Below are 24,872 nucleotides of genomic sequence, written 5' to 3'. Positions count from 1 at the left end.
CAGCCCGCCCTGCCCGGGCCCGCCGGCAAACGCCGGGCGGGCAAACCCAGCCCCGCCGGCGTTTGAGGCGCGGGGCTCGGGGCCGCGCCCCGCAAACTCAGCCCCGCCGGCCCCGGGCCCCGCGGGTTCGGCTATGCCGGCGTCAGTTCCGGGTGCCAGCGGCGGGCCACCGCGGGATGGGCCCGGACCCAGCCCTTGAGCTCGTTGCGCCCGTACTCCGCGTGCAGCGGATTCGACGCGTCGTGCGCCACCCCCGGCGCGTCCCGCAGATAATCCCCCGGCACCGTCTCGATCACCGCGTCCAGCCGCGGGTTGTAGAAGAACGGCACCGAATACCGCTCCACCGCCCCCGGCGGACTCACCACCCGGTGGTCGGTCGCCGTCAGATACCCCTCCGTCGCGATCTCCAGCAGCTCACCCAGGTTCACCACGAACGCCCCCGGCAGCGGCGGCACGTCCACGTACCCCCCGTCCCGGACCACCTGGAGCCCGCCCACCGCGTCCTGGAGCAGCAGCGTCAGGAAGCCGTAGTCCTTGTGCGCGCCCACCCCCTGGTCCGCCCCCGACGGCGCCGACCCCGGGTACCGGATCAGCTTCGTGTGCAGGTGCGGCCGCTCGGCGAAGGCGTCGTCGAAGAAGTCGGCCGGCGCGCCGATGGAGACCAGCAGCTCGCGCAGCAGCCGGTGCGCCACCGCCGCCAGCCGCGCCTGCCAGTCGAGCACCACCGTACGGAGCTCCGGCAGCGCGGCGGGCCACTGGTTCGGCCCCTCCAGCCACAGGTACGCCGGGTCCCCCGGCCCCAGCTCCGGCGCCGGCCGCTCCGCGCCGACGTCCAGCTGGTCGCGCCAGTCCGAGGCCCCGCCGGTCAGCTCGTGGCCGATCCGCGTGTAGCCGCGGAAGTGCGGGGAGTTCAGATTGCTCACGGCGAGCCGGTCGGCCTCCGGGAGGGCGAAGAAGGCCCGGGTCAACTCCAGGATGCGCGCGCTCTCGGCGGCGGTCACACCATGCCCGGTCAGGTGCAGGAAGCCGGTGTCCCGGGCGGCCGCGTGCAGGTTCTTGAGGAAGTCGGCCCGCTGGGCCGGGTCGTCGGCCTGCGAGAGGTCCAGGACGGGGAGGGAGTGCGCGGACGGCATGACGGCTCCGTTTCGGATGTCACGGGGTCCTGTTCCCCAGAGGTGGCGGGGGCCGCGGGTGGGTGGGGCCGCCGGCACGGGTGGCGCCGGGACCGCGTGGGCCGCGTACAGGACCAAGTCGGATCGGGGTGGATCAGGCTTGGGTTCGGTCCGGCGGCAGACAGCTCGTCGTCGTGACGCGCATGTAGTCCACATGGCGGCGCTTGACGAGGAGAACGGTCATACGGTGAGCGTACGCCCGTGCGAGCCGTCATCAGAACGGGTGATCCGGCCTGCCCGGACGGGCGGGCCGGCGGACCGGCTACGCTGGACCCGTGGCAGTCGTCGATGTTTCCGAAGAGCTGAAGTCCCTCTCCTCGACCATGGGGTCGATCGAGGCCGTCCTGGACCTCGACAAGCTGAGGGCAGATATCGCCGTGCTCGAGGAGCAGGCCGCCGCGCCGTCCCTGTGGGACGACCCGGAAGCCGCCCAGAAGATCACGAGCAAGCTTTCGCACCTCCAGGCCGAGGTCCGCAAGGCCGAGACCCTGCGCGGGCGCATCGACGACCTCGCGGTGCTGTTCGAGCTCGCCCAGGAGATGGACGACGCGGACACCCTCGCCGAGGCCGAGGCCGAGCTCGCCTCCGTCCGCAAGGCGCTGGACGAGATGGAGGTCCGGACCCTGCTCTCCGGCGAGTACGCCGAGCGCGAGGCCCTGGTCAACATCCGCGCCGAGGCCGGCGGCGTCGACGCCTCCGACTTCGCCGAGCGCCTCCAGCGCATGTACCTGCGCTGGGCGGAGCGCCACGGCTACTCCACCGAGATCTACGAGACCTCGTACGCGGAAGAGGCCGGCATCAAGTCGACCACCTTCGTGGTCAAGGCCCCGTACGCCTACGGCACCCTCTCCGTGGAGCAGGGCACCCACCGCCTCGTGCGCATCTCGCCCTTCGACAACCAGGGCCGCCGCCAGACCTCCTTCGCGGGTGTCGAGGTGCTGCCCGTCGTCGAGACCAGCGACCACGTCGAGATCGACGAGTCCGAGCTGCGCGTGGACGTCTACCGCGCCTCCGGCCCCGGCGGCCAGGGCGTCAACACGACCGACTCCGCCGTCCGCATCACGCACATCCCGACCGGCATCGTCGTCTCCTGCCAGAACGAGCGCTCGCAGATCCAGAACAAGGCCAGCGCGATGAACGTGCTCCAGGCCAAGCTGCTGGAGCGGCGCCGCCAGGAGGAGCAGGCCCGGATGGACGCCCTCAAGGACGGCGGCAGTTCCTGGGGCAACCAGATGCGCTCCTACGTCCTGCACCCGTACCAGATGGTCAAGGACCTGCGGACCGAGTTCGAGGTCGGCAACCCGCAGGCGGTCCTCGACGGCGAGATCGACGGCTTCCTGGAGGCCGGCATCCGCTGGCGCAAGCAGCAGGAGCAGACCACCGCGTAACGCGGACCGGATCACACAGGAAGGGCCCGGACACCTCAGGTGTCCGGGCCCTTCCCGCTGCATGTGATCGGTACGCGGCGCGGGCACCGACGAGCACCGGCGCCGGGCCCGCCCGGACGGCGTCCGCCGGACGGGGTCCGTCAGACGGTCTGCTGTGCCACCAGCACCAGGGCGGCCACGAGGACCACCATGAGCACGATGAGCGCCACGGGGTTCAGGCCGGAGAAGGGGCCCTCCTGCTGGAGGCGCTCCCGGTTCGCCCGGCACACCGGGCAGCGGCCCTGGCTGACGGGCGCGGCGCAGTTCGCGCACACGAGCCGGTCATATGTCATGCGCTCCTCCTCTCGTCCCCTCGGTCTTCACTGCCTATAACGGCAAGGGGAACCGGACCGTTCCCCCTACCACTGTGCCAGCTTCGCCGACATTCGGCGCGGCCCGTCCGGGCAATCACGGTCAGGACCCCCCGTACCCCGGGACAATACGGACAACTCCGGTGGCCGGGTCCCCACCTCGCGCCCGGTCGCGTATGGTCACGCACACCTACTCCCGGCGACCGTGGTGCACCCGTGATCCGATTCGACAGTGTCTCCAAGTCCTACCCGAAGCAGAGCCGTCCCGCACTCAGAGAAGTCTCCCTCGACATCGCGAAGGGCGAGTTCGTCTTCCTGGTCGGCTCCTCCGGCTCCGGCAAGTCCACCTTCCTGCGGCTGATCCTGCGCGAGGAGCGGGCGAGCCACGGCCAGGTGCACGTCCTGGGCAAGGACCTCGCCAAGCTCTCCAACTGGAAGGTCCCGCAGATGCGGCGCCAGCTGGGGACCGTCTTCCAGGACTTCCGCCTGCTCCCCAACAAGACGGTCGCCGAGAACGTGGCCTTCGCGCAGGAGGTCATCGGCAAGCCGCGCGGCGAGATCCGCAAGGCCGTCCCCCAGGTCCTCGAACTGGTCGGCCTGGGCGGCAAGGAGGAGCGCATGCCCGGCGAGCTCTCCGGCGGTGAGCAGCAGCGCGTGGCCATCGCCCGCGCCTTCGTCAACCGCCCCGCCCTGCTGATCGCGGACGAGCCCACCGGCAACCTCGACCCCCAGACCTCCGTCGGCATCATGAAGCTGCTGGACCGGATCAACCGGACCGGCACCACCGTGATCATGGCGACGCACGACCAGCAGATCGTGGACCAGATGCGCAAGCGCGTCATCGAACTCGAACAGGGCCGACTCGTACGCGACCAGTCGCGCGGCGTCTACGGCTACCAGCACTGAAAGGCCCTTGAGACGTCATGCGCGCCCAGTTCGTCATGTCGGAGATCGGCGTCGGCCTCCGTCGCAATCTCACCATGACCTTCGCGGTCATCATCTCCGTGGCCCTGTCCCTGGCCCTGTTCGGCGGCTCCCTGCTCATGAGCGAGCAGGTGGGCCGCATGAAGGGCTTCTGGTACGACAAGGCCAACGTCTCGATCTACCTCTGCAACAAGCAGGACGCCCTGGAGGCCAGTGAGGCCGCCGCGAAGTCCGGCGGCGCGGGGGCGGGCGTCTCCTGCTCCAAGGGCGCGGTGACCGAGGAGCAGAAGAAGCAGATCGAGGCCGACCTCAAGGCGATGTCCCTGGTCAAGTCGGTGGCCTACGAGTCGGCCGACGAGGCGTACAAGCACTACCAGGAGCAGTACGGCCACACGGCGCTGGCCTCCTCCATCACCCCCGACCAGATGCAGGAGTCCTTCCGGGTCAAGCTCAAGAACCCGGAGAAGTACAAGGTGGTCACCTCCGCCTTCACCGGGCGCGACGGCATCCACACCGTCGACGACCAGCGGCAGGCGATCGACGACCTCTTCCGCATCCTCAACTACCTCAACATGGCCGCCATCGGCATCATGGCGATCATGCTGATCGTGGCGCTGCTGCTGATCGTCAACACCGTGCGCGTCTCGGCGTTCAGCCGCAGGCGGGAAACCGGGATCATGCGGCTGGTGGGCGCCTCCAGCTTCTACATCCAGGTGCCGTTCATCATGGAGGCGGCGGTCGCCGGGCTCATCGGCGCGCTGTTCGCCTGCGCGATGCTCGTCTCCGGCCAGTACTTCGTGATCGACCACGGTGTCGGACTGCGCGACAAGATCCAGCTGATCGACTTCATGGGCTGGGGATCGGTGCTGGCCAAGCTGCCGTACGTGCTGTTCATCGGCCTCCTGATGCCCTCCATGGCCGCCTTCATCGCCCTGCGCAAGTACCTGAAGGTGTGACAAGCGCCCTGTGAGCGGACCGGGGCAACACCCCGTACCGCCGCGGGCCTTGTCCTAGACTCGGCGCCATGCCGGGTCTGCCCGCCCTCTGTCTCCGGCCCCGCGGCCCTCGTCGCGGGGCCGCTCTGACGTTAACGTTCGTCGCCGTCGTCGCGGTCGGCGCCGGCAGCGGCTGCTGGGACCGCGCGGACAGCGCCGAGGCCGCGTCCGCCCGTACGGCGCACCCCGCGCCCGGGGCCACCCGTACGGCCGGGACCGCGGACCGCGAGGCGGTGGCCCGGGCAGCCGCCGAGGCCGTCGCGGAGGGCAAGTCCGGCAAGAAGGCCGCCCAGGAGGTGGTCAGCCGCAGCGGCGACCGCTGGGGCACCGTCTACGACCGGGGCGAGTACGCCGCCTTCGCCGAGGACCTGGACGGCCACTGGACCGGCGTCGGCGTCTGGGCCGCCCGCTCCGGCGACGGCGCCATCGCGATCGACAAGGTCCAGCCCGGCGGCCCCGCCGAGCGCGCCGGGCTGCGCGAGGGCGACCGGCTGCTCGGCGTCGACGGGCAGCCGGTGACGGGCATGGCCGTGGCCGATGTGGTCGCCCTGCTGCGCGGGGCCGCCGGCACCCCGGTCCGGCTGGACCTCAGCCGGGACGGCGCGGGCCGCACCGAGACCGTGCTGCGCCAGCAGCTGCGGACCGAGGCGGTGACCGTGCGGCAGCTGGCCGGGGAGGTCACCGTGATCAAGGTCAGCTCCTTCACCCGCGGCACCGGCGAGCGGGTACGGGCCGCCGTGCGCGCGGCTCCTGCCGGGGGCGGGGTCCTGCTCGACCTGCGCGGCAACCGGGGCGGTCTGGTCGACGAGGCGGTCGCCGCCGCCTCCGCCTTCCTGGACGGCGGGCTGGTGGCGACGTACGACGTCCGCGGGGAGCAGCGCGTGCTGAACGCGGAGCCCGGCGGGGACACCGGCCGGCCGCTGGTGGCCCTGGTGGACGGCGGCACGATGAGCGCGGCGGAGCTGGTGACGGGCGCCCTGCAGGACCGGGGCCGGGCGGTCGCGGTGGGCAGCCGGACCTTCGGCAAGGGCTCGGTGCAGATGCCGACCGAGCTGCCGGACGGCTCGGTGGCGGAGCTGACGGTGGGCACGTACCGCACCCCGGCGGGCCGCAGCCTGGACGGCGCGGGCATCACCCCCGACGTGGCGGCGGGCGAGCGGGCGGAGGAGCGGGCCGTCACGGTATTGGGTGGCCTCGGGGTGGGTCCGTAGTGCGAAAATGACCGCACTATGGCTAAGGAAAAAGGGCGCAAGCTGATCGCCCAGAACAAGAAGGCGCGGCACGACTACGCGATCCTCGACACCTACGAGTGCGGTCTCGTGCTCACGGGCACCGAGGTCAAGTCGATGCGGCAGGGGCGGGCCTCGCTGGTCGACGGCTTCGTGTCGGTGGAGGGCGGGGAAGCCTGGCTCTACAACGTGCACGTGCCGGAGTACAGCCAGGGCACCTGGACCAACCACAGCGCGCGGCGCAAGCGGAAGCTCCTGATGCACCGGGAGGAGATCGACAAGCTGGAGCGCAAGGCCGACGAGTCGGGTCACACGATCGTGCCGCTGGCCCTGTACTTCAAGGACGGCCGGGCGAAGGTGGAGATCGCGCTGGCGAAGGGCAAGAAGGAGTACGACAAGCGGCAGACGCTGCGGGAGAAGCAGGACACCCGCGAGACGAACCGCGCGATCTCGGCGATCCGGCGCAAGCAGCGCGGCACGGTGTAATCGCCTGGCACGCGGTGGTCCACTTCGCGTACGATGGCGTCAGCACCGCCCCCCGGGGCGGAGCAGCTTGTTAACACAACATGGGGATGATCGGTTTCGACAGCGGATGTCGATGCAGGGGAAGCGAGCCGAGGAAGCGGCAATGATCTCGCTAACCACATGTCGCAAAAAATAATCGCCAACTCCAAGAGCGATAACTCCCGCTTCACCCTCGCTGCCTAATAACAGTGAGCTGAAGCCTCTGTGAGGAGCGTCAGCCCGGAAGTGGTCCCGGTCCGGATCCTGGCGTCAACTAGGGATCTAAACCTCTAGCCCCGGTCACGGGGGCCTGAGGGAAACCAAACAGTGACTGAGCCCGTCGGAGACTTGTCCGTGTGATCTCCGGGGCCGAGAAAAGCGCAGCGGACTGCGCTCGGAGAAGCCCTGCTTCTGCACCGTTGGACGCGGGTTCGATTCCCGCCATCTCCACTCATCCCATGTGGGCCAAGGCCCCGCAGCCTCCGGGCGGCGGGGCCTTTGTCATGCGCGGGGCCGGGGCGGGAGCCGGGGCCGAGTGCGGGCGAAGGCCCCGCAGGGGGTGGCTGCGGGGCCTTCGGTGGGTGGGGTGGGTCAGCAGAAGGGGATCTTGTTGAGGTTCAGGGCGTAGCGGGCGGCGATCCAGCCGGTGCCGTCAGCGAGCTTGTACCAGATCGAATTGCCGTCGATGTTCTGGCCGTTGACCTTGCACTGGAGGGCGACGACCGAGCCGGTCTGCAGCTTGCCCTTCTGGGCGTACTGGGTGCCGGGGCCGGAGCGGACGCCGAGGCCCTTGCCCGGGGAGACGATCTTGGCCTTCGGGGTCTCGGGGCCGTGGTCCTTGCCGCCGCCGCACTTGCAGTCGCCAGGCTTCCCCTTCGGCCCCTGCGGGCCGGCCGGGCCGGGCTTGCCGGGCTTGCCCTGCGGGCCCCTGGGGCCGGCCGGGCCGCGGTCGCCCTTGTCGCCCTTTTCGCCGCGCGGGCCCTGCGGGCCGCCCGCCGGGCCCTGGGGGCCGGTGTCGCCCTTCGGGCCTGCGGGGCCTCGGTGGCCCTGGGGGCCGGTGGGGCCACGGTTGCCCTGCGGGCCGGCCGGGCCGCGGTCGCCCTTCGTGCCCTGGGGGCCCGTGGGGCCACGGTTGCCCTGGGGGCCCGACGGGCCCGGGTTGCCCTGGGTGCCCTGCGGGCCGGACGGGCCTTGGGTGCCCTGCGGGCCTGCGGGGCCTGTCGGGCCCTGCTCACCCTGGAGGCCGGACGGGCCCGCCGGGCCTACCGGGCCCGGGTTGCCCTGCGGGCCTGCCGGGCCTGCCGGTCCCGGGTTGCCCTGGGGGCCGGACGGGCCTGCCGGTCCCGGGTTGCCCTGGGTGCCCGCGGGGCCCTGGGGGCCGGGGTCGCCCTGCGGGCCGGACGGGCCGGAGGGGCCCGGGTTGCCCTGGGGGCCGGACGGGCCCGTGTCGCCTCGGTCGCCCTTTTCGCCCTTCGGGCCCGGCTTGCCGTGGTGGCCTGGCTTGCCCGGCTTGCCTTCGGTGCCCGGCTTGCCGTCGTCGCCCTTATCGCCCTTGTCGCCCCTGTCGCCCTTCGGGCCCGATACCGGGGTGGAGACCGCGAAGAGGGCCGGGGCTTCTACCGTCGTGGCCCATTCGCCGCCAGTGAGGGTCGTGCCCTGCGGGGCGTCCGCGTCCACGCGGACCGCGACGGCCAGTTGGGTCTGTTCCCCGGCGGCGAAGCGGAAGCCCGTGCGGGTGTTCGCCTCGCAGGTCAGGCGGCGGGCGTCCGCCGAGCGCGTGCACGGGGCCGCCGCGCGGGTGCCGTTCCAGTAGAAGCGGGCCTCCGGGAAGGTGGTCCGCTCCGGGGCGGTGATGCGGAAGGTGCCGCTGACGGCCGGCTCCGCTCCGCCCCGGGCCGCGATGACCACGCGGCCCGTGGTGCCGGGGGCGATGGAGGGGACGTAGGGCTGGGAGAAGCGGATGCCCGGCGTGTCGGCGAGGGCGGGGACCGCCGGGACCAGGCAGCCGGCGGTGACCGCCGCGACGATCAGGGCCGCGGACACGGGGCGGGAAGAGGGCAGCAAGGGGTGTTCCTCCGCGAGGAGAAGGGCGCTGGGGGAAGGCACCCCCAGTTATCGCGGATCGCGGGCGGCGGGTACACGTACCACGCGGGCATGATCACTCGGGCGCCGTACGAATGGCCCCGCCCCGGTCGCCGGCAGCGCCGCCACCAGGCATCCGGCCGCCGCCGTCGCCGCCACCCCGTACGCCGCCACCGGACCCGCGCTCTCCACGGCCCACCCGGTGCCCGCCGAACCGCCCGCCACACCCGCGAGGATGGCGGTGACCGCGAGGGTCATGCCCTCGTTCAGCCGCCCCTGCGGGATGCGCGCGTGGACCTGGGACATCGCCGTGACCAGCGTCGGGGCCGTGGACATGCCGGCCAGCAGCAGGGCGCAGGCCAGGGCCGGTACGGAGCCGCTCGCGGCCGCCGCCCACGGCAGGGTCATGGCCACCGCGAGGGCGGCGACGCAGGTCCGCAGCGACCGGGCGCGCACGGTCCCGTAGAGCAGACCGGCGGCGCAGGAGCCCGCCGCCTGGAAGGCCAGGACCAGGCCGGAGGCGGCGCCCAGCCCGAGGGCGTCGAGATGGGCGATCGAGGCGATCTCCATCGAGCCGAACACCACCCCGGTGAGGAGGAACAGCGGCAGCAGCGGGCCCAGGACGCGCGGCAGCGAACCGCCGCCGCGGGGCGCGGCCGTGACCGGCGGCTGGGTGGCGCGGCAGGAGGTGAAGACGAGCATGCCGGTGAGCAGCAGCACCGCGCCGACGAGGGTGCCCGCCTCGGGGAACACCGCCCCGCACAGGAAGGCCGCGAGCACCGGCCCGAGCATGAAGCACAGCTCGTCGGCGGCCTGTTCGAAGGACATCGCGGTGTGGTGGGAGGCGGGGGAGTCGCGCAGCAGGTGGGTCCAGCGGGCGCGGGCCATGCCGCCGATGTTGGGGGTGGTGGCGGTCGCGGCGTAGGAGGCGAAGAGGGTCCAGGCGGGGGCGCCGGTACGGACGCACACGATCAGGGACAGCGAGCCGAGCACGGCGATCACGGTGGCCGGTACGGCGACCCGCGCCTGGCCGTGCCGGTCGACCAGCCGGGCGGTCCAGGGCGCGACCAGCGCGGTGGCGCCCAGACCGGCGGCGGTCACCGCCCCGGCGAGGGCGTACGAGCCGCGCTGGCCGGCGATCATCATCACCGCGCTGACCCCGAACATGCCCATGGGGAGGCGGGCGATGAGGTTGCCCGCGGTGAACCCGCGGCTGCCGGGGACGGCGAACAGCCGCCGGTACGGGCCGGGCGCGCGGCCCTTGCTCCGGCCCTCACGGGGGGCGCACGGGACGGATGAGGCGGCGGGTGCGGGAGAGGCGGCGAGGACCAGGGTGCTGCCGGTGACGGCCATGAGGGGCATGGTCCTCACCCTCCGCCGGAGCCCGCCCCACAGTCCAACACCTGTTCGAGACCTATTCACGCGTCCGCGTTGTTAGTCTCCGGGGGTGAATCCCCGCGATGCCGATCCCCGCCTGCTCCGCGGGTTCGTCGCGGCCGCCGAGGAACTGCACTTCACCCGCGCCGCCGCCCGCCTCTACGTCGCCCAGCAGGCGCTCAGCCGGGACATCCGGCGGCTGGAGCGGGCCCTCGGCGCCGCCCTGTTCGTCCGCACCACCCGGCAGGTCGAACTGACCGCCGACGGGCACCGGCTGCTGCCCCTGGCCCGCCGCGTCCTGCGCGCGCACGAGGAACTGGCCGCCGCCTTCACCGCCGGCGCAGGCTCCCGCCCGCTCCTGGTCGACGTGAACACCGACGGCCCCGGCACCGCCCGCACCGTCCTGGAACGCGCCCGCGCACTCGCCCCGGACTGCGAGCTGATGGCCCGCTTCGAGAGCGGCCTCACCTACGCCGCCGCCGAGGTCGCCGCCGGGCGGCTGGACATCGCCTTCGGCTACGCCGACGGGCTCGACCCCGCGCTGCGCGCCCCGCTCGCGCGGCAGCCCGTACGGTACGAGCCGCTGGCCGTGCTGCTGCCGCTCGGGCACGCGCTGGCCGCGGGGGACCGCGTACCGCTGGCCGCGCTGGCCGGGGAGACCGTCTACGGGGGCGACGGGAACCCGCGCACGCCGGAGTGGACCGGGCTCGCGCGGGAGCTGTTCGCCGGGCGGGGGATCCTGATGGCGCCGCCCGCGCCGGTGGCCGTCGGGCGGGAGGAGTTCGGCCGGGTGATGGCCAAGACGGGCCGTCCGGTGCTGGCGACCGTGGACTTCACCGACATGCCCGGCTGCGTGAAGCTGCCGCTGACCGACCCGGTGCCGCTGTCGCCGCTGTCGATGGTGTGGCGCAAGGGCTTCTCCCACCCCGGGCTGGACGCCCTGCGCGCCGCGGCCACCGCGCTGGCCGCCGAGCGCGGCTGGCTGGAACCGCCGCCCGGGAGCTGGCTGCCGGCGCGGCTCACACCCGGTCCGGGCGGCGGGTGAGAGCAAGGTTTCCCGGCGGTCATCGCGCGGGGACCGGGGCCGAAACGCGCCCTCCCTACGGTCGTGCACCACGGAGGCGACAGCCGTGGACTGTGGAGGCGTGTGATGACCGGTACGACCGCACCGCGCAGGCGGGGCCGCTGGATCGAGGAGTGGGACCCGGAGGACGAGACCTTCTGGAAGCGGACGGGGGAGCGGACCGCCCGCCGCAACCTCCTCTGGTCCGTGCTCTCCGAGCACATCGGCTTCTCCATCTGGTCGCTGTGGTCGGTGATGGTCCTCTTCATGGGGCCGCAGTACGGGATCGACCCGGCGGGCAAGTTCTTCCTGATCGCCACCGCCACCTTCGTCGGCGCCCTCGTCCGCGTCCCGTACACCTTCGCCGTCGCCCGCTTCGGCGGCCGGAACTGGACGGTGTTCAGCGCGCTGATGCTGCTCGCCCCCACGGCCGCCGCGATCGCCGTCATGGAACCGGGCACCTCCTACGGGACGTTCCTGCTGGTCGCCGCCCTCACGGGGGTGGGCGGCGGCAACTTCGCCTCCTCCATGACCAACATCAACGCCTTCTTTCCGCTGCGGAAGAAAGGCTGGGCGCTCGGTCTGAACGCCGGCGGCGGCAATATCGGCGTCCCCGTGGTGCAGCTCGCCGGACTGCTGGTCATCGCCACCGCCGGGGCCGGGCACCCGCGGCTCCTGCTCGCCGCCTACCTCCCGCTGATCGTGCTCGCGGCCGTGCTGGCGGCCGTACGGATGGACAATCTCGCGCCCGTCCGCAACGACACCGGGGCCGTCCGGGAGGCGCTGCGGGACGCGCACACCTGGATCATGGCCTTCCTCTACATCGGCACCTTCGGCTCCTTCATCGGCTACAGCTTCGCCTTCGGGCTGGTCCTCCAGACGCAGTTCGGCCGCACCCCGCTCCAGGCCGCCTCGCTGACCTTCATCGGCCCGCTGCTCGGCTCGCTGATCCGGCCGGTGGGCGGGGCGCTGGCCGACCGGTTCGGCGGGGCGCGCATCACGCTGGGGACGTTCACGGCGATGGCCGCGGCGGCCGGAGTGGTGGTGCTCGCCTCGCAGCGGTCCTCGCTGCCGGTCTTCCTCGTCGGCTTCGTGGCCCTCTTCGTGCTGAGCGGCCTCGGCAACGGATCCACGTACAAGATGATCCCCGGCATCTTCCAGGCGAAGGCGCTGGCCCGGGGCATGAGCGGCGAGGCCGCGGCGGCCTACGGGCGGCGGCTCTCCGGCGCCTCCATGGGCCTCATCGGCGCGGTCGGCGCGCTCGGCGGGCTGGGCATCAACCTGGTCTTCCGCGAGGCGTTCCTCAGCTCCGGATCGGGCACCGCGGCCTTCGTCACCTTCCTCGGCTTCTACGCCCTGTGCTGCGCGGTCACCTGGGCGGTATACCTTCGCCGACCGGCCCCGGCGGTGGCGCCGGTCGCAGGCGCCGAGGCGAAGCCCCAGCTCACGTCGGTGTAACCGGGGTGAAATACGGGTGAACCGAGCCGGACACGCCGGGTTGGCAGGCTCGGTCCGCCCGTACCGCCCCCATGGTCAGTAGGCAGGTCACGATGGACGTCACGCACACCGGCCCGCTCGCGGGCTTCACCGTAGGGGTCACCGCCGCCCGGCGGGCCGACGATCTGATCGCGCTGCTGCGGCGGCGCGGGGCGGCCGTCGTGCACGCGCCGGCGCTGCGGATCGTGCCGCTCGCCGACGACGGCGAACTGCTCGCCGCGACCAAGGAACTGATCGGCTGTCCGCCGGACGCCGTCGTCGCCACCACCGCCATCGGCTTCCGCGGCTGGATCGAGGCGGCCGACGGCTGGGGGGTCGGCGAGGAGCTGCTGGCGCGGCTGCGCGCCACCGAACTCCTCGCGCGCGGGCCGAAGGTGAAGGGGGCCGTCCGGGCCGCGGGGCTGGTCGAGGCGTGGTCCCCGGACTCGGAGTCCCTGGCCGAGGTACTGGACCGGCTGCTCACCGCCGGGGTCGCCGGGCGGCGGATCGCGCTCCAGCTGCACGGGGAGCCGCTGCCCGGCTTCGTGGAGGCGCTGCGGGCCGGCGGGGCCGATGTGGTGGTCGTACCCGTGTACCGGTGGATGCCGCCGGAGGACATCGCCCCGCTGGACCGGCTCCTGGACGCGATGACCGGCGGCCAGGTGGACGCCGTCGCCTTCACCTCGGCCCCGGCGGCGGCCTCGCTGCTGTCCCGGGCGCAGGAGCGGGGCGTGGGGGAGGCCGTACGGGAATCCCTGCGCGGCGGGCTGGTCTCCGCCTGCGTCGGGCCGGTGACCGCGCTGCCGCTCCAGGCGCTCGGCGTGCGGACGGTGCAGCCGGAGCGGTTCCGGCTGGGCCCGCTGGTGCAGCTGCTCTGCCAGGAGCTGCCGGGGCGGGCGCAGGTGCTGCGGGTGGCCGGGCACCGGCTGGAGATCCGCGGCCACGCGGTCCTGGTCGACGCCGAGCTGCGGCCCGTACCGCCGGCCGGGATGGCCCTGCTGCGGGCGCTGGCCCGGCGCCCCGGCTGGGTGGTGGCCCGCGCGGAGCTGCTGCGGGCGCTGCCGGGGGCGGGCCGCGACGAGCACGCGGTGGAGACGGCGATGGCCCGCCTGCGGGCGGCGCTGGGCGCGCCGAACCTGATCCAGACGGTGGTCAAGCGGGGCTACCGGCTGTCGCTGGACGCGGGCGGCGAGGGCAAGTACGGCGAAATTCCCGACACCGCCGCACACCGCGGCGTCTAGCATGCCCGGATGATCGTTGACGGGGTGGAGATGAGGGGCGTCGGGCTCGGGGACGCCGCCGGGCTGGCCGAGGCGTTCGCGCGGAACCGGGCGGCCATGGCCCATGTCGAGCCCGTGCGGCCCGACGCCTTCTACACGGAGCGCGGGCAGCGGGAGCGGATCGAGGGGGTGCTCGCCGAGCGCGACGCCGGGCGGATCGTGTCGTACGTGCTCGTGGAGGCGGCCGGCGGCGCCCCCGTCGGGGCGCTGAACCTCGGCTCCCTCATCCGCGGGCCGCTGTGCGGCGGCATCGTCGGCTACTGGGTGGACCGGGCCTGGCAGGGCAGGGGGCTGGCCACGGCCGCCCTGGAGGAGGTCTGCCGGATCGCCCGCGAGGAGCTGGGCCTGCACCGGGTCGAGGCCGGCACCCTCGTCGACAACCTGGCCTCGCAACGGGTCCTCGCCAAGGCGGGCTTCGAGCAGTACGGGCTCGCCCCGCGCTACCTCCACATCAACGGCGCCTGGCGCGACCACCGCCTCTTCCAGCGCATCCTCCACGACGACCCGCCGCCCGGCTAGGCCGTCCAAGGCGTCCGGGCCGGGCCCGCAGGCGGAGGTACCGGTTCGAGGGGTTCCCCCGCGGCCCGCGGAGCGGCACTCTGGGGAGGCGCCGACGACGCGAGGCGGTGACGGACATGCGGTTCGATTCCGGACGGGTCTGCCTGGACCTGCTGGCCACCTGCACCCCGCACGAGGGGATCCGGGACGGCGACGCGCTGCGGCTGTGGCTCGCCGGAGCCGGGCTCGTCCCCGACCGGACCCCCCTCGCCCGGGTCGGACCCGACTGGGCGGCGGCCTTCCGCGCCCTGCGCGCCGACGTCGAAAGCCTCGTACGGGCGGAGCTGGCCGGGACCGGGCCCGACGAGAGCGCCCTCGCCCGGGTCAACGCCCTGGCCGCCGGACCACCCCCGGGCCTGTGCGCGGTCCGGGACCAGGAGGGGCACCTCGTACGGGAGTTGTGCGGCGGCGTGGAATGCGGCGCGCTGCTCGCCGCCGTGGCCCGGGACGCCGTCGAGCTGCTGACCGACCCCGGCGACCGCGCCCTGCTGCGGGCCTGCGCCGGGGACGGCTGCACCCGCGTCTACCTGGACACCTCCCGCGGCCACCGGCGGCGCTGGTGCTCCAGCGAGCTGTGCGGCAACCGGGAGCGCGTCGCCCGGCACCGCCGCCGCGCCCTGGCGTCCGGATCGCGGTAGCCGGTGTACCACTGAGCGAGACGCGTTCCGGAACGGGCGTGCGGACAGGCCGCCGGTTCGCGTACGGTTGACGGTCGCCCACGCACGTCAGAAGGGGGCCTTGGTGGCCGCGCAGAATGCCGCTGTCGACAGCACGGCGGATTCCGTCCGCGATCGGGAGATCGTGGTCGAGCAGACGCATCTCGACCAGGTGTACCGGCGACTGGAGGAGAAGATCCACGAGGCCGAGTTCCTGATGAACGACGCCGCCCAGCGCGGCCAGGTCGGGACCCCGGGCGCCCTCGCGGAGCGCGACGCGCAGGTCTTCCGCGCGGGCATCCACCTCAACCGGCTGAACAACGAGTTCGAGGACTTCCTCTTCGGCCGCATCGACCTCGTCCTCGGCAAGGACGGCGAGCGCGGCCCCGACGGCGCCTACACCTCCGTCGAGCCCGCCGACGGCGCGATCCGCGAGGACCTCACCGCCGACATCGCCGAGACCCTGCACATCGGCCGCATGGGCGTGCTCGACGCCGACTTCTCGCCGCTGGTCATCGACTGGCGCGCGCCCGCCGCCGCGCCCTTCTACCGCTCCACGCCCAAGGACCCCGGCCGCGTCGTGCGCCGCCGCGTGATCCGCTCCAAGGGCCGCCGGGTGCTCGGCGTCGAGGACGACCTGATGCGCCCGGAGATCACCGCCTACCTGGACGGTACGGAGCTGCCCGCCATCGGCGACGGCGCCCTGATGGCCGCGCTGGGCCGGGCCCGTACCCACTCGATGCGCGACATCGTCTCCTCCATCCAGGCCGAGCAGGACCTCGTCATCCGGGCCCCCGCCGCCTCCGTGGCCGAGGTCGCCGGCGGCCCCGGCACCGGCAAGACCGCCGTCGCCCTGCACCGCGCCGCCTACCTGCTCTACCAGGACCGCCGCCGCTACTCCGGCGGTATCCTCATCGTCTCCCCGACCCCGCTGCTCGTCGCGTACACCGAGGGCGTGCTGCCCTCCCTCGGCGAGGAGGGCCAGGTCGCCATCCGGGCGCTGGGCTCGCTGGTCGACGGGGCCGAGGCCACCACGTACGACGAACCGCCCGTGGCCCGCGTCAAGGGCTCCTCGCGCATGCTCAAGGTCCTGCGCAAGGCCGTCCGGGGCACCCTGGAGCTCGGCGGCCCGCAGGGGCCCGCGCCCGAGCGGCTGCGCGTGGTGGCCTTCGGCCGCCGCCAGGAGCTGGAGGCCGAGGAGCTGAACCGGATCCGGCACAACGTCCTCGGCGGCACCGCCCCCGTGAACCTGCTCCGGCCGCGCGCCCGCAAGCTGCTGCTCGACGCCCTCTACGCCAAGACCGGCGCGTCCGGCCGGCACAGCGACCCGGAGCTGGCCGCAGAGCTGCGCTCCGCCTTCGACGAGGACATCTCCACCGAGGACGCCTTCCTCGACTTCCTCAACGCCTGGTGGCCCGAGCTGACGCCGCGCCGGGTGCTCGCCGCCATGGCCGACGAGCGGCGGCTCGGCCGCTGGTCGCGCCGCGACCTCAACCCGCGCGAGACCCGCCAGCTGGCGCGCTCGCTGCGCCGGGTCGGCGCGGACGGCAAGGGCCCCCTCTCGGTGCACGACGTAGCGCTGCTGGACGAGCTCCAGCAGCTGCTCGGCGCGCCCGCCCGGCCGAAGCGGAAGCGGGAGCTGGACCCGCTGGACCAGCTCACCGGGCTGGAGGAGCTGATGCCCACCCGCGAGGAGACCCAGTGGGAGCGGGCCGAGCGGCTGGCGGCGGAGCGCACCGAGTACGCGCACGTGATCGTGGACGAGGCGCAGGACCTGACGCCGATGCAGTGGCGGATGGTGGGCCGCCGGGGCCGGCACGGCACCTGGACGGTGGTCGGCGACCCGGCGCAGTCCTCCTGGACGGATCCGGAGGAGGCGGCGGCCGCCCGCGACGAGGCCCTGGGCTCCCGGCCGCGCCGCCGGTTCACGCTGACGGTGAACTACCGCAACCCGGCCGAGGTGGCCGAGGTGGCCTCCCGGGTGCTGCGGCTGGCGATGCCCGGCATGGAGCCCCCCACGGCGGTGCGCTCCACGGGCCTGGAGCCGCGCTTCACGGCGGCCGAGGGGGACCTCGGCGCGGCCGTGCGGGAGGAGACCCGGCGGCTGCTGGAGCAGGTGGACGGCACGGTCGGCGTGGTCGTGGCCATGGACCGGCGCGCGGAGGCGGCGGGCTGGCTCGCGGACCTGGGCGGCCGTGCGGTGGCGCTGGGCAGCCTGGAGGCGAAGGGCCTGGAGTACGACGCCACGGTGGTGGTCTCCCCGGCGGAGATCGCGGAGGAGTCCCCGGCGGGCCTGCGGGTGCTGTACGTGGCGCTGACGCGCGCGACGCAGCAGCTGACGGTGGTCTCGGCGGAAGGGGACCGGCCGGACGCGGACGGGGTGCCGGAACTGCTGCGCGGCTGACGGGCCGGGCCGCCGGGCGCGGTGGGGTCCGTACGCCGGGTGCGGTGGGGTCCGTACGCCGGGCGCGACGGGGGCCGTACGCCGGGCGCGACGGGGCCCGTACGCCGGATGGTCCGCGGCCAGGAGCGTGGTGCGCGAACCGAGCGCCACCAGGGGGGATCGTATTCGGCGATCCTTTGTTAGCCTGGGTACGGCACCGACTCGATCCAAGCCCCCGGGCCCAACCTTCGTCGCTCAGAGCGACCACTTGCCGCGAGGCGAGCATGGCGGGTCGGTGTCACAGACGTACGCAACACCAGGTCCGCGCCCTCCACCCCGGTGGAGGGCGCGGACCTTTTTGTATGGACCACCCATTCCGCAGACCTCTGGAATCTCGTATGGTGGAAGAGTCTTTCCGAAATTTGTAGCTGGTTACCTTTTACCGGCTGGTAGGTGGGACGATCGGACAACAGGTCCTGCCGCACCTGCTGTGCAGCGGGCCCCTGTGTGTGAAGCGAACCAGGGACAGAAGAGGAAACACGGCCATGGCAACGGCGCCCAGCGTCTCGTATTCGATGACGGTCCGCCTGGAAGTGCCCGCGAGCGGAACCGCGGTCTCCCAGCTCACCACCGCCGTGGAGTCCTCCGGCGGATCGGTCACCGGTCTCGACGTCACCGCCTCCGGCCACGAGAAGCTCCGGATCGACGTCACCATCGCGGCGACCTCCACCGCGCACGCCGACGAGATCGTCGAGAAGCTGCGCGGCATCGAGGGCGTCAGCCTCGGCAAGGTCTCCGACCGCACCTTCCTGATGCACCTCGGTGGCAAGATCGAGATGGCGTCCAAGCACCCCATCCGCAACCGCGACGACCTCTCGATGATCTACACCCCCGGCGTGGCCCGCGTGTGCATGGCGATCGCCGAGAACCCCGAGGACGCCCGGCGCCTGACCATCAAGCGCAACACCGTCGCAGTCGTGACGGACGGCTCCGCCGTGCTGGGCCTGGGCAACATCGGCCCGATGGCCGCCATGCCGGTCATGGAGGGCAAGGCGGCCCTCTTCAAGCGCTTCGCCGACATCGACGCCTGGCCGATCTGCCTGGACACCCAGAACCCCGACGAGATCGTGGCCGCCGTCAAGGCCATCGCCCCGGGCTTCGCCGGCATCAACCTGGAGGACATCTCGGCGCCGCGCTGCTTCGAGATCGAGGCCCGGCTGCGCGAGGCCCTGGACATCCCCGTCTTCCACGACGACCAGCACGGCACCGCCATCGTCGTGCTCGCGGCGCTCACCAACGCACTGCGCGTGGTGGGCAAGGCAGTTGGCGATGTCAAGGTGGTCATGTCGGGCGCCGGCGCGGCCGGTACGGCCATCCTCAAGCTGCTCCTCGCGGCGGGGGTCAAGAACGCGGTGAGCGCCGACATCCACGGTGTCGTGCACGCGGGCCGCCCCGACCTCGTCGACGCCGCCGCGGACTCCCCGCTGCGCTGGATCGCCGACAACACCAACCCCGAGGGCTACACGGGCACCCTCAAGGAGGCCGTGGTCGGCGCCGACGTCTTCATCGGCGTCTCCGCCCCGAACGTGCTGTCCGGCGAGGACGTCGCCGCCATGGCGGAGGGCGCGATCGTGTTCGCGCTCGCGAACCCCGACCCGGAGGTGGACCCGGCGGTGGCCCGCCAGACCGCCGCCGTCGTCGCCACCGGGCGCTCCGACTTCCCGAACCAGATCAACAACGTGCTGGTCTTCCCGGGTGTCTTCCGCGGCCTGCTGGACGCCCAGTCCCGGACCGTGAACACCGAGATGATGCTCGCCGCCGCGACCGCCCTCGCCGACGTCGTCGGCCAGGACGAGCTGAACGCGAACTACATCATCCCGTCGGTCTTCAACGACAAGGTGGCCGGAGCCGTCGCCGGAGCCGTCCGCAAGGCCGCCACGACGGCCCAGGCGGAGCCTGTGACGGGCCTCACGGCTCCCTGATCCCCGGCGCGTCGCGAGATGCGGGCCCGCCGGGCCGCCTCTAGGGTTTGCGGGGATGCCGACCAGCTCCGCTGTTCGCATCCCTCGGGTGCGACGGAGCGTCACCGGGGCGTGACTGTGGCGCTTTTCGTGTGACCCCGGCGGGTGCCGGATTGGCTTTCCCGCCGCTGGTGGGGGCAGGATGCGTAACCGGGCGAGAGGGTCTGACGTTCAGACCCGGGTCCGGGCACTGTCCTAGGGCCCTGGCAGCATCGGCTTCGATCTCACGCCTCTAAGGCAAGTTGAACACGGGAGTACAACATGAACCGCAGTGAGCTGGTGGCCGCTCTGTCCGAGCGCGCCGAGGTGACCCGCAAGGACGCCGACGCCGTTCTGGCCGCGCTCGCCGAGACCGTCGGCGAGATCGTCGCCAAGGGCGACGAGAAGGTCACCATCCCCGGCTTCCTGACCTTCGAGCGCACCCACCGTGCCGCTCGCACCGCGCGCAACCCGCAGACCGGCGACCCCATCCAGATCCCGGCCGGCTACAGCGTGAAGGTCTCCGCGGGCTCCAAGCTCAAGGAAGCCGCCAAGGGCAAGTAAGTCCTGCCCGCGCCCGGATGCCGCAGCGGCGTCCGGGGCGGCAGCAGTGCGCATGGCACATGCACGCCGAAGGGCGGCCACCCCCGCGGGGAGGCCGCCCTTCGGCCTGTCCGGGGCGTGTCCTGGGCCTGTCCGGGCCTGTTCCGGTCTGTCCGGGAGCGGTACGGAGCCCCGTGCGGGCTCCCCGGGCCCCCGGGACGGCTTCCGCGGGGCTGTGAGGGCCCGTCAAGGGCCTTGCGGGGGCTGTGCGGGGCCGGTGTGCCGGGCGGGGCGTGTGCGTGCGTACGGGAGAGCCCCCGGACCCTTGCGGGCCGGGGGCTCTCCCGTACGTGCTGCGGGCGGTCAGACGAGGTCGCCGCCGGGGAGCTCGACCTTCGCGCCGAGTTCCACCAGCTTCTCCATGAAGTTCTCGTAGCCGCGGTTGATCAGGTCGATGCCGTGGACGCGCGAGGTGCCCTCGGCGGCCAGCGCCGCGATCAGGTACGAGAAGCCGCCGCGCAGGTCGGGGATGACCAGGTCGGCGCCCTGCAGCTTGGTCGGGCCGGAGACGACCGCCGAGTGCAGGAAGTTGCGCTGGCCGAAGCGGCAGGCGCTGCCGCCCAGGCACTCGCGGTACAGCTGGATGTGAGCGCCCATCTGGTTGAGCGCCGAGGTGAAGCCGAGCCGGGACTCGTAGACCGTCTCGTGGACGATCGACAGGCCGGACGCCTGGGTCAGGGCGACCACGAGCGGCTGCTGCCAGTCGGTCTGGAAGCCGGGGTGGACGTCCGTCTCCAGCGCGATCGCGTTGAGCGGGCCGCCCGGGTGCCAGAAGCGGATGCCGTCGTCGTCGATCTCGAAGGCGCCGCCGACCTTCCGGTACGTGTTCAGGAAGGTCATCATCGAGCGCTGCTGGGCGCCGCGCACGTAGATGTTGCCGCCGGTGGCCAGGGCCGCGGAAGCCCACGAGGCCGCCTCCAGGCGGTCCGGGAGCGCCTTGTGGTTGTAGCCGCCCAGCCGCTCCACACCGGTGATCCGGATGGTGCGGTCGGTGTCCATGGAGATGATCGCGCCCATCTTCTGCAGTACGCAGATGAGGTCCTCGATCTCCGGCTCCACGGCGGCGTTGCTGAGCTCGGTGACGCCCTCGGCCAGGACGGCCGTCAGCAGCACCTGCTCGGTCGAGCCGACCGAGGGGTAGGGCAGGCGGATCTTGCAGCCGCGCAGCCGCTGCGGGGCCTCCAGGTACTGGCCGCCCTCGCGCTTCTCGATGGTCGCACCGAACTGGCGCAGCACGTCGAAGTGGAAGTCGATCGGCCGGCCGCCGATGTCGCAGCCGCCGAGGCCCGGGATGAAGGCGTGGCCGAGACGGTGCAGCAGGGGGCCGCAGAACAGGATCGGGATGCGCGACGAGCCCGCGTGGGCGTCGATGTCGGCGACGTTGGCGCTCTCGACGTGGGTGGGGTCGAGCACCAGCTCGCCCGGCTCCTCGCCGGGACGGACCGTCACCCCGTGCAGCTGGAGCAGCCCGCGGACGACGCGTACGTCACGGATGTCGGGAACGTTGCGCAGCCGGCTGGGTTCGCTTCCGAGCAGAGCGGCGACCATGGCCTTGGGCACGAGGTTCTTCGCGCCGCGGACCCGGATCTCGCCTTCGAGCGGGGTACCGCCGTGGACGAGCAGGACGTCATCACTGTCTGTGCCGGTCATGAATCTCGCGTTCCGGAGAGGGGGTGGGCAGGGGGATCAGAGAAAAGAGTAAGGGCCAGCACCCCTTTGTTCGTAAGGCCGACGTGGCCGTAGGACTGTCATGAATTCGGTACAACACCCTCCGTACCCACCACATGGCGGAGCGTGGCGTTCCGTCCGCTTCGTCCCGCTGCTCCGTCCGTGCGCGCTCCCGGCGCCGCCGTGCGCCCGGCCTGCGGGAAGATCCCGTACCGCCGTGGACGCCCGCGAACGGCGAATGTGCGGGATCATGGCGGCATGACCGAGGTGTCCTCCCTCACAGGGCGGCTGCTCGTGGCCACCCCAGCCCTCGCGGACCCGAATTTCGACCGCGCGGTGGTGCTGCTGCTCGACCACGACGAGCAGGGCTCGCTCGGTGTGGTCCTCAACCGGCCCACCCCCGTCGGCGTGGGCGACGTCCTGCTGTCCTGGGCGCCGCTGGCCGGGGACCCCGGGGTGGTCTTCCAGGGCGGGCCGGTCGCGCTGGACTCCGCCCTCGGGCTGGCCGTGATCCCGGGCGAGGAGGGGCCGCTCGGCTGGCGCCGGGTGCACGGGGCGATCGGGCTGGTGGACCTGGAGGCGCCGCCGGAGCTGCTGGCCGCGGCCCTGGGGGCCCTGCGGATCTTCGCCGGCTACTCCGGCTGGGGGCCGGGTCAGCTGGAGCGGGAGCTCGCGGAGGGCGCCTGGTACGTGGTGGAGTCGGAGCCGGGGGACATCTCCTCGCCCGATCCGGAACGGCTCTGGCGCTCGGTGCTGCGCCGCCAGCGCGGGGAGCTGGCGATGGTCGCCACCTATCCGGACGACCCGTCGCTGAACTGACGGGCGCGGGGTCAATTACCCTGGGTTCCATGAGCACTCTTGAGCCCGAGCGCGGGACTGGCACGGGGACCCTCGTAGAGCCGACGCCGCAGGTGTCGCACGGTGACGGCGACCACGAGCGCTTCGCCCACTACGTCCAGAAGGACAAGATCATGGCGAGCGCGCTCGACGGGACCCCCGTCGTCGCGCTCTGCGGCAAGGTCTGGGTACCGGGCCGGGACCCGAAGAAGTACCCGGTCTGCCCCATGTGCAAGGAGATCTACGAGTCCATGGGACCCGGCGGGGACAAGGACAAGGGCGGCAAGGACAAGTAGTCCGGGCCGGCCCGCCGCTCCTTCCTCCCGGCCGATCCCTGGGATCCCGGCCGATCCCGGGGACTCCGCAGGACCGAGGCCCCCGTACGCCCTCGTGCGTACGGGGGCCTTTGCCGTGCCCTCGGGGCGGGTTAGGGTCGGCGCGACGAGCACTCTGCGGAACGTGCGTTGCGCAGGGCGCAACCGCTCCCGCGAAGGGCTGACGCATGGACCCGATCCCCGCACCCCTGGACCTGATCCCCGCCCCCCGGACCGCCGTTGCCGACGAGGGCGGACGCCGCTTCACGCTCGGCCCCGCGCCGGCCCTCGCCGCCGGGGAGGGCGCCGGACCGGTCGCGGACTGGCTGCGGCGGGAGCTCGGCGCGGCCACCGGCTGGCCGCTGGCCGCCCCCGAGGGGCCGGGCGCCCCCGCGGAGCTGCGGCTGCGCGTGGACCCGGAGGCCACCGGGGGCCTGGGGCCGGAGTCGTACCGCCTCGACATCGGCCCCGACGGCGCCGAGCTGGCCGGTGAGACGGCCGCCGGGCTGTTCTGGGCCGCCCAGACGCTGCGTCAGCTGCTCGGCCCCGACGCCTACCGCCGCGCGCCGCTGCCGGGGCGGGCGTGGAGCCTTCCGTACGGGACGGTCGTGGACGGGCCGCGCTTCGGCTGGCGCGGGCTGATGCTGGACGTGGCCCGGCACTTCACGCCCAAGGACGGGGTGCTGCGCCAGATCGACCTGCTCGCCGCCCACAAGCTGAACGTGCTGCACCTGCACCTGACGGACGACCAGGGCTGGCGCATCGAGATCCGCAGCCGGCCGCGGCTCACCGGGACCGGCGCCTGGCGGCCGCGCAGCCGCCACGGGCACCGGGCCTCGCCCCTGTGGAACGACACCCCGCACGGCGGCTTCTACACCCAGGACGACATCCGCGAGATCGTCGCCTACGCCGCCGAACGGCATGTCCGCGTGGTCCCGGAGATCGAGATACCGGGCCACTCGCAGGCCGCCATCGCCGCGTATCCGGAGCTGGGCAACACCGACGTGGTCGACACCGCCGCGCTCGGCGTCTGGGAGGACTGGGGCATCAGCGAGCACGTGCTCGCCCCCACCGAGGCCGTGCTGCGCTTCTACGAGGGGGTGTTCGAGGAGGTGCTGGAGCTGTTCCCGGCCGAGGTCTCGCCCTTCGTGCACATCGGCGGGGACGAGTGCCCCAAGGCGCAGTGGAAGGCGTCCGCCGTCGCGCAGGCGCGGATCCGGGAGCTGGGCGTGGACGGGGAGGACGGCCTCCAGTCCTGGTTCGTCCGGCACTTCGACCGCTGGCTCGCCGCGCGCGGCCGCCGGCTGATCGGCTGGGACGAGATCCTGGAGGGCGGGCTCGCGCCGGGCGCGGCCGTGTCCTCCTGGCGCGGCTACGCGGGCGGGATCGCCGCCGCCGAGGCCGGGCACGACGTGGTGATGTGCCCCGAGCAGCAGGTGTACCTGGACCACCGTCAGGCGGACGGCCCGGACGAGCCGATGCCGATCGGCTACGTGCGTTCCCTGGAGGACGTCTACCGGTTCGAGCCGCTGCCGCCGAAGCTGTCGCAGGAGGCGGCGGCCCATGTGCTGGGCGCGCAGGCCAATATGTGGACCGAGGTGGTGCAGGACCGGGGCCGGCTCGACTACCAGCTCTTCCCGAGGCTGGCCGCCTTCGCCGAGGTGGTGTGGTCGCGGCTGCCGGAACCGCCCGAGCGGGACTACGCGGGCTTCGAGGCCCGAATGACCGCGCACTACCGGCGGTTGGACGCGCTCGGCGTCGACTACCGCCCGCCCGGCGGCCCGTCGCCCCGCCAGCGGCGCCCGGGGGTGCTGGGGAGGCCGCTCGACGGGGCGCCCCCGAACGTGTGACAAGCGGGCCGCGGCGGGCTCCGCGGGCACCCGGGCCGGGGAGCCGGAACTCTGTCTGAAATTCCTCCTATACGGGGAAAACGGGCGTTCGGGGCCGAGACCCGGCGAAGGGTGGCGGCCCGGGTCGTAGCGGCCTTAGGGGACGTACGGAATGTTCCGCGCG

The 24,872-nt window shown here is 73.1% G+C and carries 21 protein-coding genes and 1 other RNA gene; 17 read left to right on the top strand and 5 right to left on the bottom strand.

The window, feature by feature from the left end; translation table 11 throughout:
• Positions 1-131: 131 nt before the first annotated feature.
• Positions 132-1,133, bottom strand: a complete 1,002-nt coding sequence (locus ABZ873_RS23535) for a 2-oxoglutarate and iron-dependent oxygenase domain-containing protein (protein ID WP_360875388.1) — start codon at positions 1,131-1,133, stop codon at positions 132-134.
• 314 nt (positions 1,134-1,447) lie between these two features.
• On the opposite strand from ABZ873_RS23535, the gene prfB reads away from it, so the two are divergent.
• A complete protein-coding gene (prfB, locus tag ABZ873_RS23530) occupies positions 1,448-2,560 on the top strand; it encodes a peptide chain release factor 2 (protein WP_360875386.1) in 1,113 nt (370 codons plus the stop codon).
• A gap of 140 nt (positions 2,561-2,700) precedes the next feature.
• Here the strand turns inward: prfB and ABZ873_RS23525 are convergent, their stop codons facing one another.
• Entirely contained in the window at positions 2,701-2,892 is a 192-nt protein-coding gene (locus ABZ873_RS23525) for a hypothetical protein (protein WP_360875384.1), read from the bottom strand.
• 234 nt (positions 2,893-3,126) lie between these two features.
• On the opposite strand from ABZ873_RS23525, the gene ftsE reads away from it, so the two are divergent.
• The 5 genes from ftsE (at position 3,127) to ssrA (ending at position 7,015) form a co-directional block, all read left to right on the top strand.
• Positions 3,127-3,816: a cell division ATP-binding protein FtsE gene (gene ftsE, locus ABZ873_RS23520; RefSeq protein ID WP_030011324.1), complete on the top strand. Its 690-nt coding sequence runs from the start codon at positions 3,127-3,129 to the stop codon at positions 3,814-3,816.
• A gap of 17 nt (positions 3,817-3,833) precedes the next feature.
• Complete coding sequence (gene ftsX, locus ABZ873_RS23515; protein WP_360875382.1) at positions 3,834-4,790, top strand: permease-like cell division protein FtsX; 957 nt, start codon at positions 3,834-3,836, stop codon at positions 4,788-4,790.
• Positions 4,791-4,858: 68 nt separating this feature from the next.
• The gene (locus ABZ873_RS23510; protein WP_360875380.1) at positions 4,859-6,040 is read left to right on the top strand and encodes a S41 family peptidase; all 1,182 of its coding nucleotides are present in this window, start codon (positions 4,859-4,861) and stop codon (positions 6,038-6,040) included.
• Positions 6,041-6,058: 18 nt separating this feature from the next.
• Positions 6,059-6,544: an SsrA-binding protein SmpB gene (gene smpB / locus ABZ873_RS23505; protein WP_360875378.1), complete on the top strand. Its 486-nt coding sequence runs from the start codon at positions 6,059-6,061 to the stop codon at positions 6,542-6,544.
• A gap of 82 nt (positions 6,545-6,626) precedes the next feature.
• Positions 6,627-7,015, top strand: a transfer-messenger RNA (tmRNA) gene (ssrA, locus tag ABZ873_RS23500).
• A 138-nt stretch (positions 7,016-7,153) separates the two neighbouring features.
• On the opposite strand, the gene ABZ873_RS23495 is transcribed toward ssrA, so the two are convergent.
• Positions 7,154-8,626: an SH3 domain-containing protein gene (locus ABZ873_RS23495; RefSeq protein ID WP_360875377.1), complete on the bottom strand. Its 1,473-nt coding sequence runs from the start codon at positions 8,624-8,626 to the stop codon at positions 7,154-7,156.
• A gap of 48 nt (positions 8,627-8,674) precedes the next feature.
• Complete coding sequence (locus ABZ873_RS23490) at positions 8,675-9,997, bottom strand: MFS transporter (protein ID WP_360875392.1); 1,323 nt, start codon at positions 9,995-9,997, stop codon at positions 8,675-8,677.
• 94 nt (positions 9,998-10,091) lie between these two features.
• Here ABZ873_RS23490 and ABZ873_RS23485 point away from each other — a divergent pair, with 94 nt between their 5' ends.
• From ABZ873_RS23485 to ABZ873_RS23450, 8 genes are all read left to right on the top strand, one after another.
• Positions 10,092-11,066, top strand: coding sequence for a LysR family transcriptional regulator (locus ABZ873_RS23485; protein ID WP_360875375.1), 975 nt, complete (start codon positions 10,092-10,094; stop codon positions 11,064-11,066).
• Positions 11,067-11,171: 105 nt separating this feature from the next.
• The gene (locus ABZ873_RS23480) at positions 11,172-12,542 is read left to right on the top strand and encodes a nitrate/nitrite transporter (protein WP_360875373.1); all 1,371 of its coding nucleotides are present in this window, start codon (positions 11,172-11,174) and stop codon (positions 12,540-12,542) included.
• A 92-nt stretch (positions 12,543-12,634) separates the two neighbouring features.
• Entirely contained in the window at positions 12,635-13,801 is a 1,167-nt protein-coding gene (locus tag ABZ873_RS23475; protein ID WP_360875371.1) for a uroporphyrinogen-III synthase, read from the top strand.
• A 9-nt stretch (positions 13,802-13,810) separates the two neighbouring features.
• Positions 13,811-14,359 (top strand): GNAT family protein, encoded by a 549-nt coding sequence (locus ABZ873_RS23470; RefSeq protein ID WP_360875369.1) that lies wholly within the window; start codon positions 13,811-13,813, stop codon positions 14,357-14,359.
• A 116-nt stretch (positions 14,360-14,475) separates the two neighbouring features.
• Positions 14,476-15,036, top strand: a complete 561-nt coding sequence (locus tag ABZ873_RS23465) for a CGNR zinc finger domain-containing protein (protein WP_360875367.1) — start codon at positions 14,476-14,478, stop codon at positions 15,034-15,036.
• 103 nt (positions 15,037-15,139) lie between these two features.
• On the top strand, positions 15,140-17,458 hold the full coding sequence (locus ABZ873_RS23460; protein ID WP_360875365.1) for a UvrD-helicase domain-containing protein: 2,319 nt from the start codon (positions 15,140-15,142) through the stop codon (positions 17,456-17,458).
• Between the two features lie 524 nt (positions 17,459-17,982).
• Complete coding sequence (locus ABZ873_RS23455) at positions 17,983-19,419, top strand: NAD-dependent malic enzyme (RefSeq protein ID WP_360875363.1); 1,437 nt, start codon at positions 17,983-17,985, stop codon at positions 19,417-19,419.
• 300 nt (positions 19,420-19,719) lie between these two features.
• On the top strand, positions 19,720-20,001 hold the full coding sequence (locus tag ABZ873_RS23450; protein ID WP_007264399.1) for an HU family DNA-binding protein: 282 nt from the start codon (positions 19,720-19,722) through the stop codon (positions 19,999-20,001).
• 342 nt (positions 20,002-20,343) lie between these two features.
• On the opposite strand, the gene murA is transcribed toward ABZ873_RS23450, so the two are convergent.
• Positions 20,344-21,690 (bottom strand): UDP-N-acetylglucosamine 1-carboxyvinyltransferase, encoded by a 1,347-nt coding sequence (gene murA / locus ABZ873_RS23445; protein ID WP_360875361.1) that lies wholly within the window; start codon positions 21,688-21,690, stop codon positions 20,344-20,346.
• Between the two features lie 276 nt (positions 21,691-21,966).
• Between murA and ABZ873_RS23440 the strand changes: the two genes are divergently transcribed.
• From ABZ873_RS23440 to ABZ873_RS23430, 3 genes are all read left to right on the top strand, one after another.
• The gene (locus tag ABZ873_RS23440) at positions 21,967-22,527 is read left to right on the top strand and encodes a YqgE/AlgH family protein (protein ID WP_360875359.1); all 561 of its coding nucleotides are present in this window, start codon (positions 21,967-21,969) and stop codon (positions 22,525-22,527) included.
• 29 nt (positions 22,528-22,556) lie between these two features.
• Entirely contained in the window at positions 22,557-22,841 is a 285-nt protein-coding gene (locus ABZ873_RS23435) for a DUF3039 domain-containing protein (protein WP_030010729.1), read from the top strand.
• 206 nt (positions 22,842-23,047) lie between these two features.
• The gene (locus tag ABZ873_RS23430; protein WP_360875357.1) at positions 23,048-24,709 is read left to right on the top strand and encodes a beta-N-acetylhexosaminidase; all 1,662 of its coding nucleotides are present in this window, start codon (positions 23,048-23,050) and stop codon (positions 24,707-24,709) included.
• The last annotated feature ends 163 nt before the right edge of the window (positions 24,710-24,872 follow it).

The sequence above is a fragment of the Streptomyces sp. NPDC047014 genome (genome assembly GCF_040644195.1).
In the GTDB taxonomy this organism is placed as follows: domain Bacteria; phylum Actinomycetota; class Actinomycetes; order Streptomycetales; family Streptomycetaceae; genus Streptomyces.
This window is presented reverse-complemented; position numbering and strand designations above follow the sequence as displayed.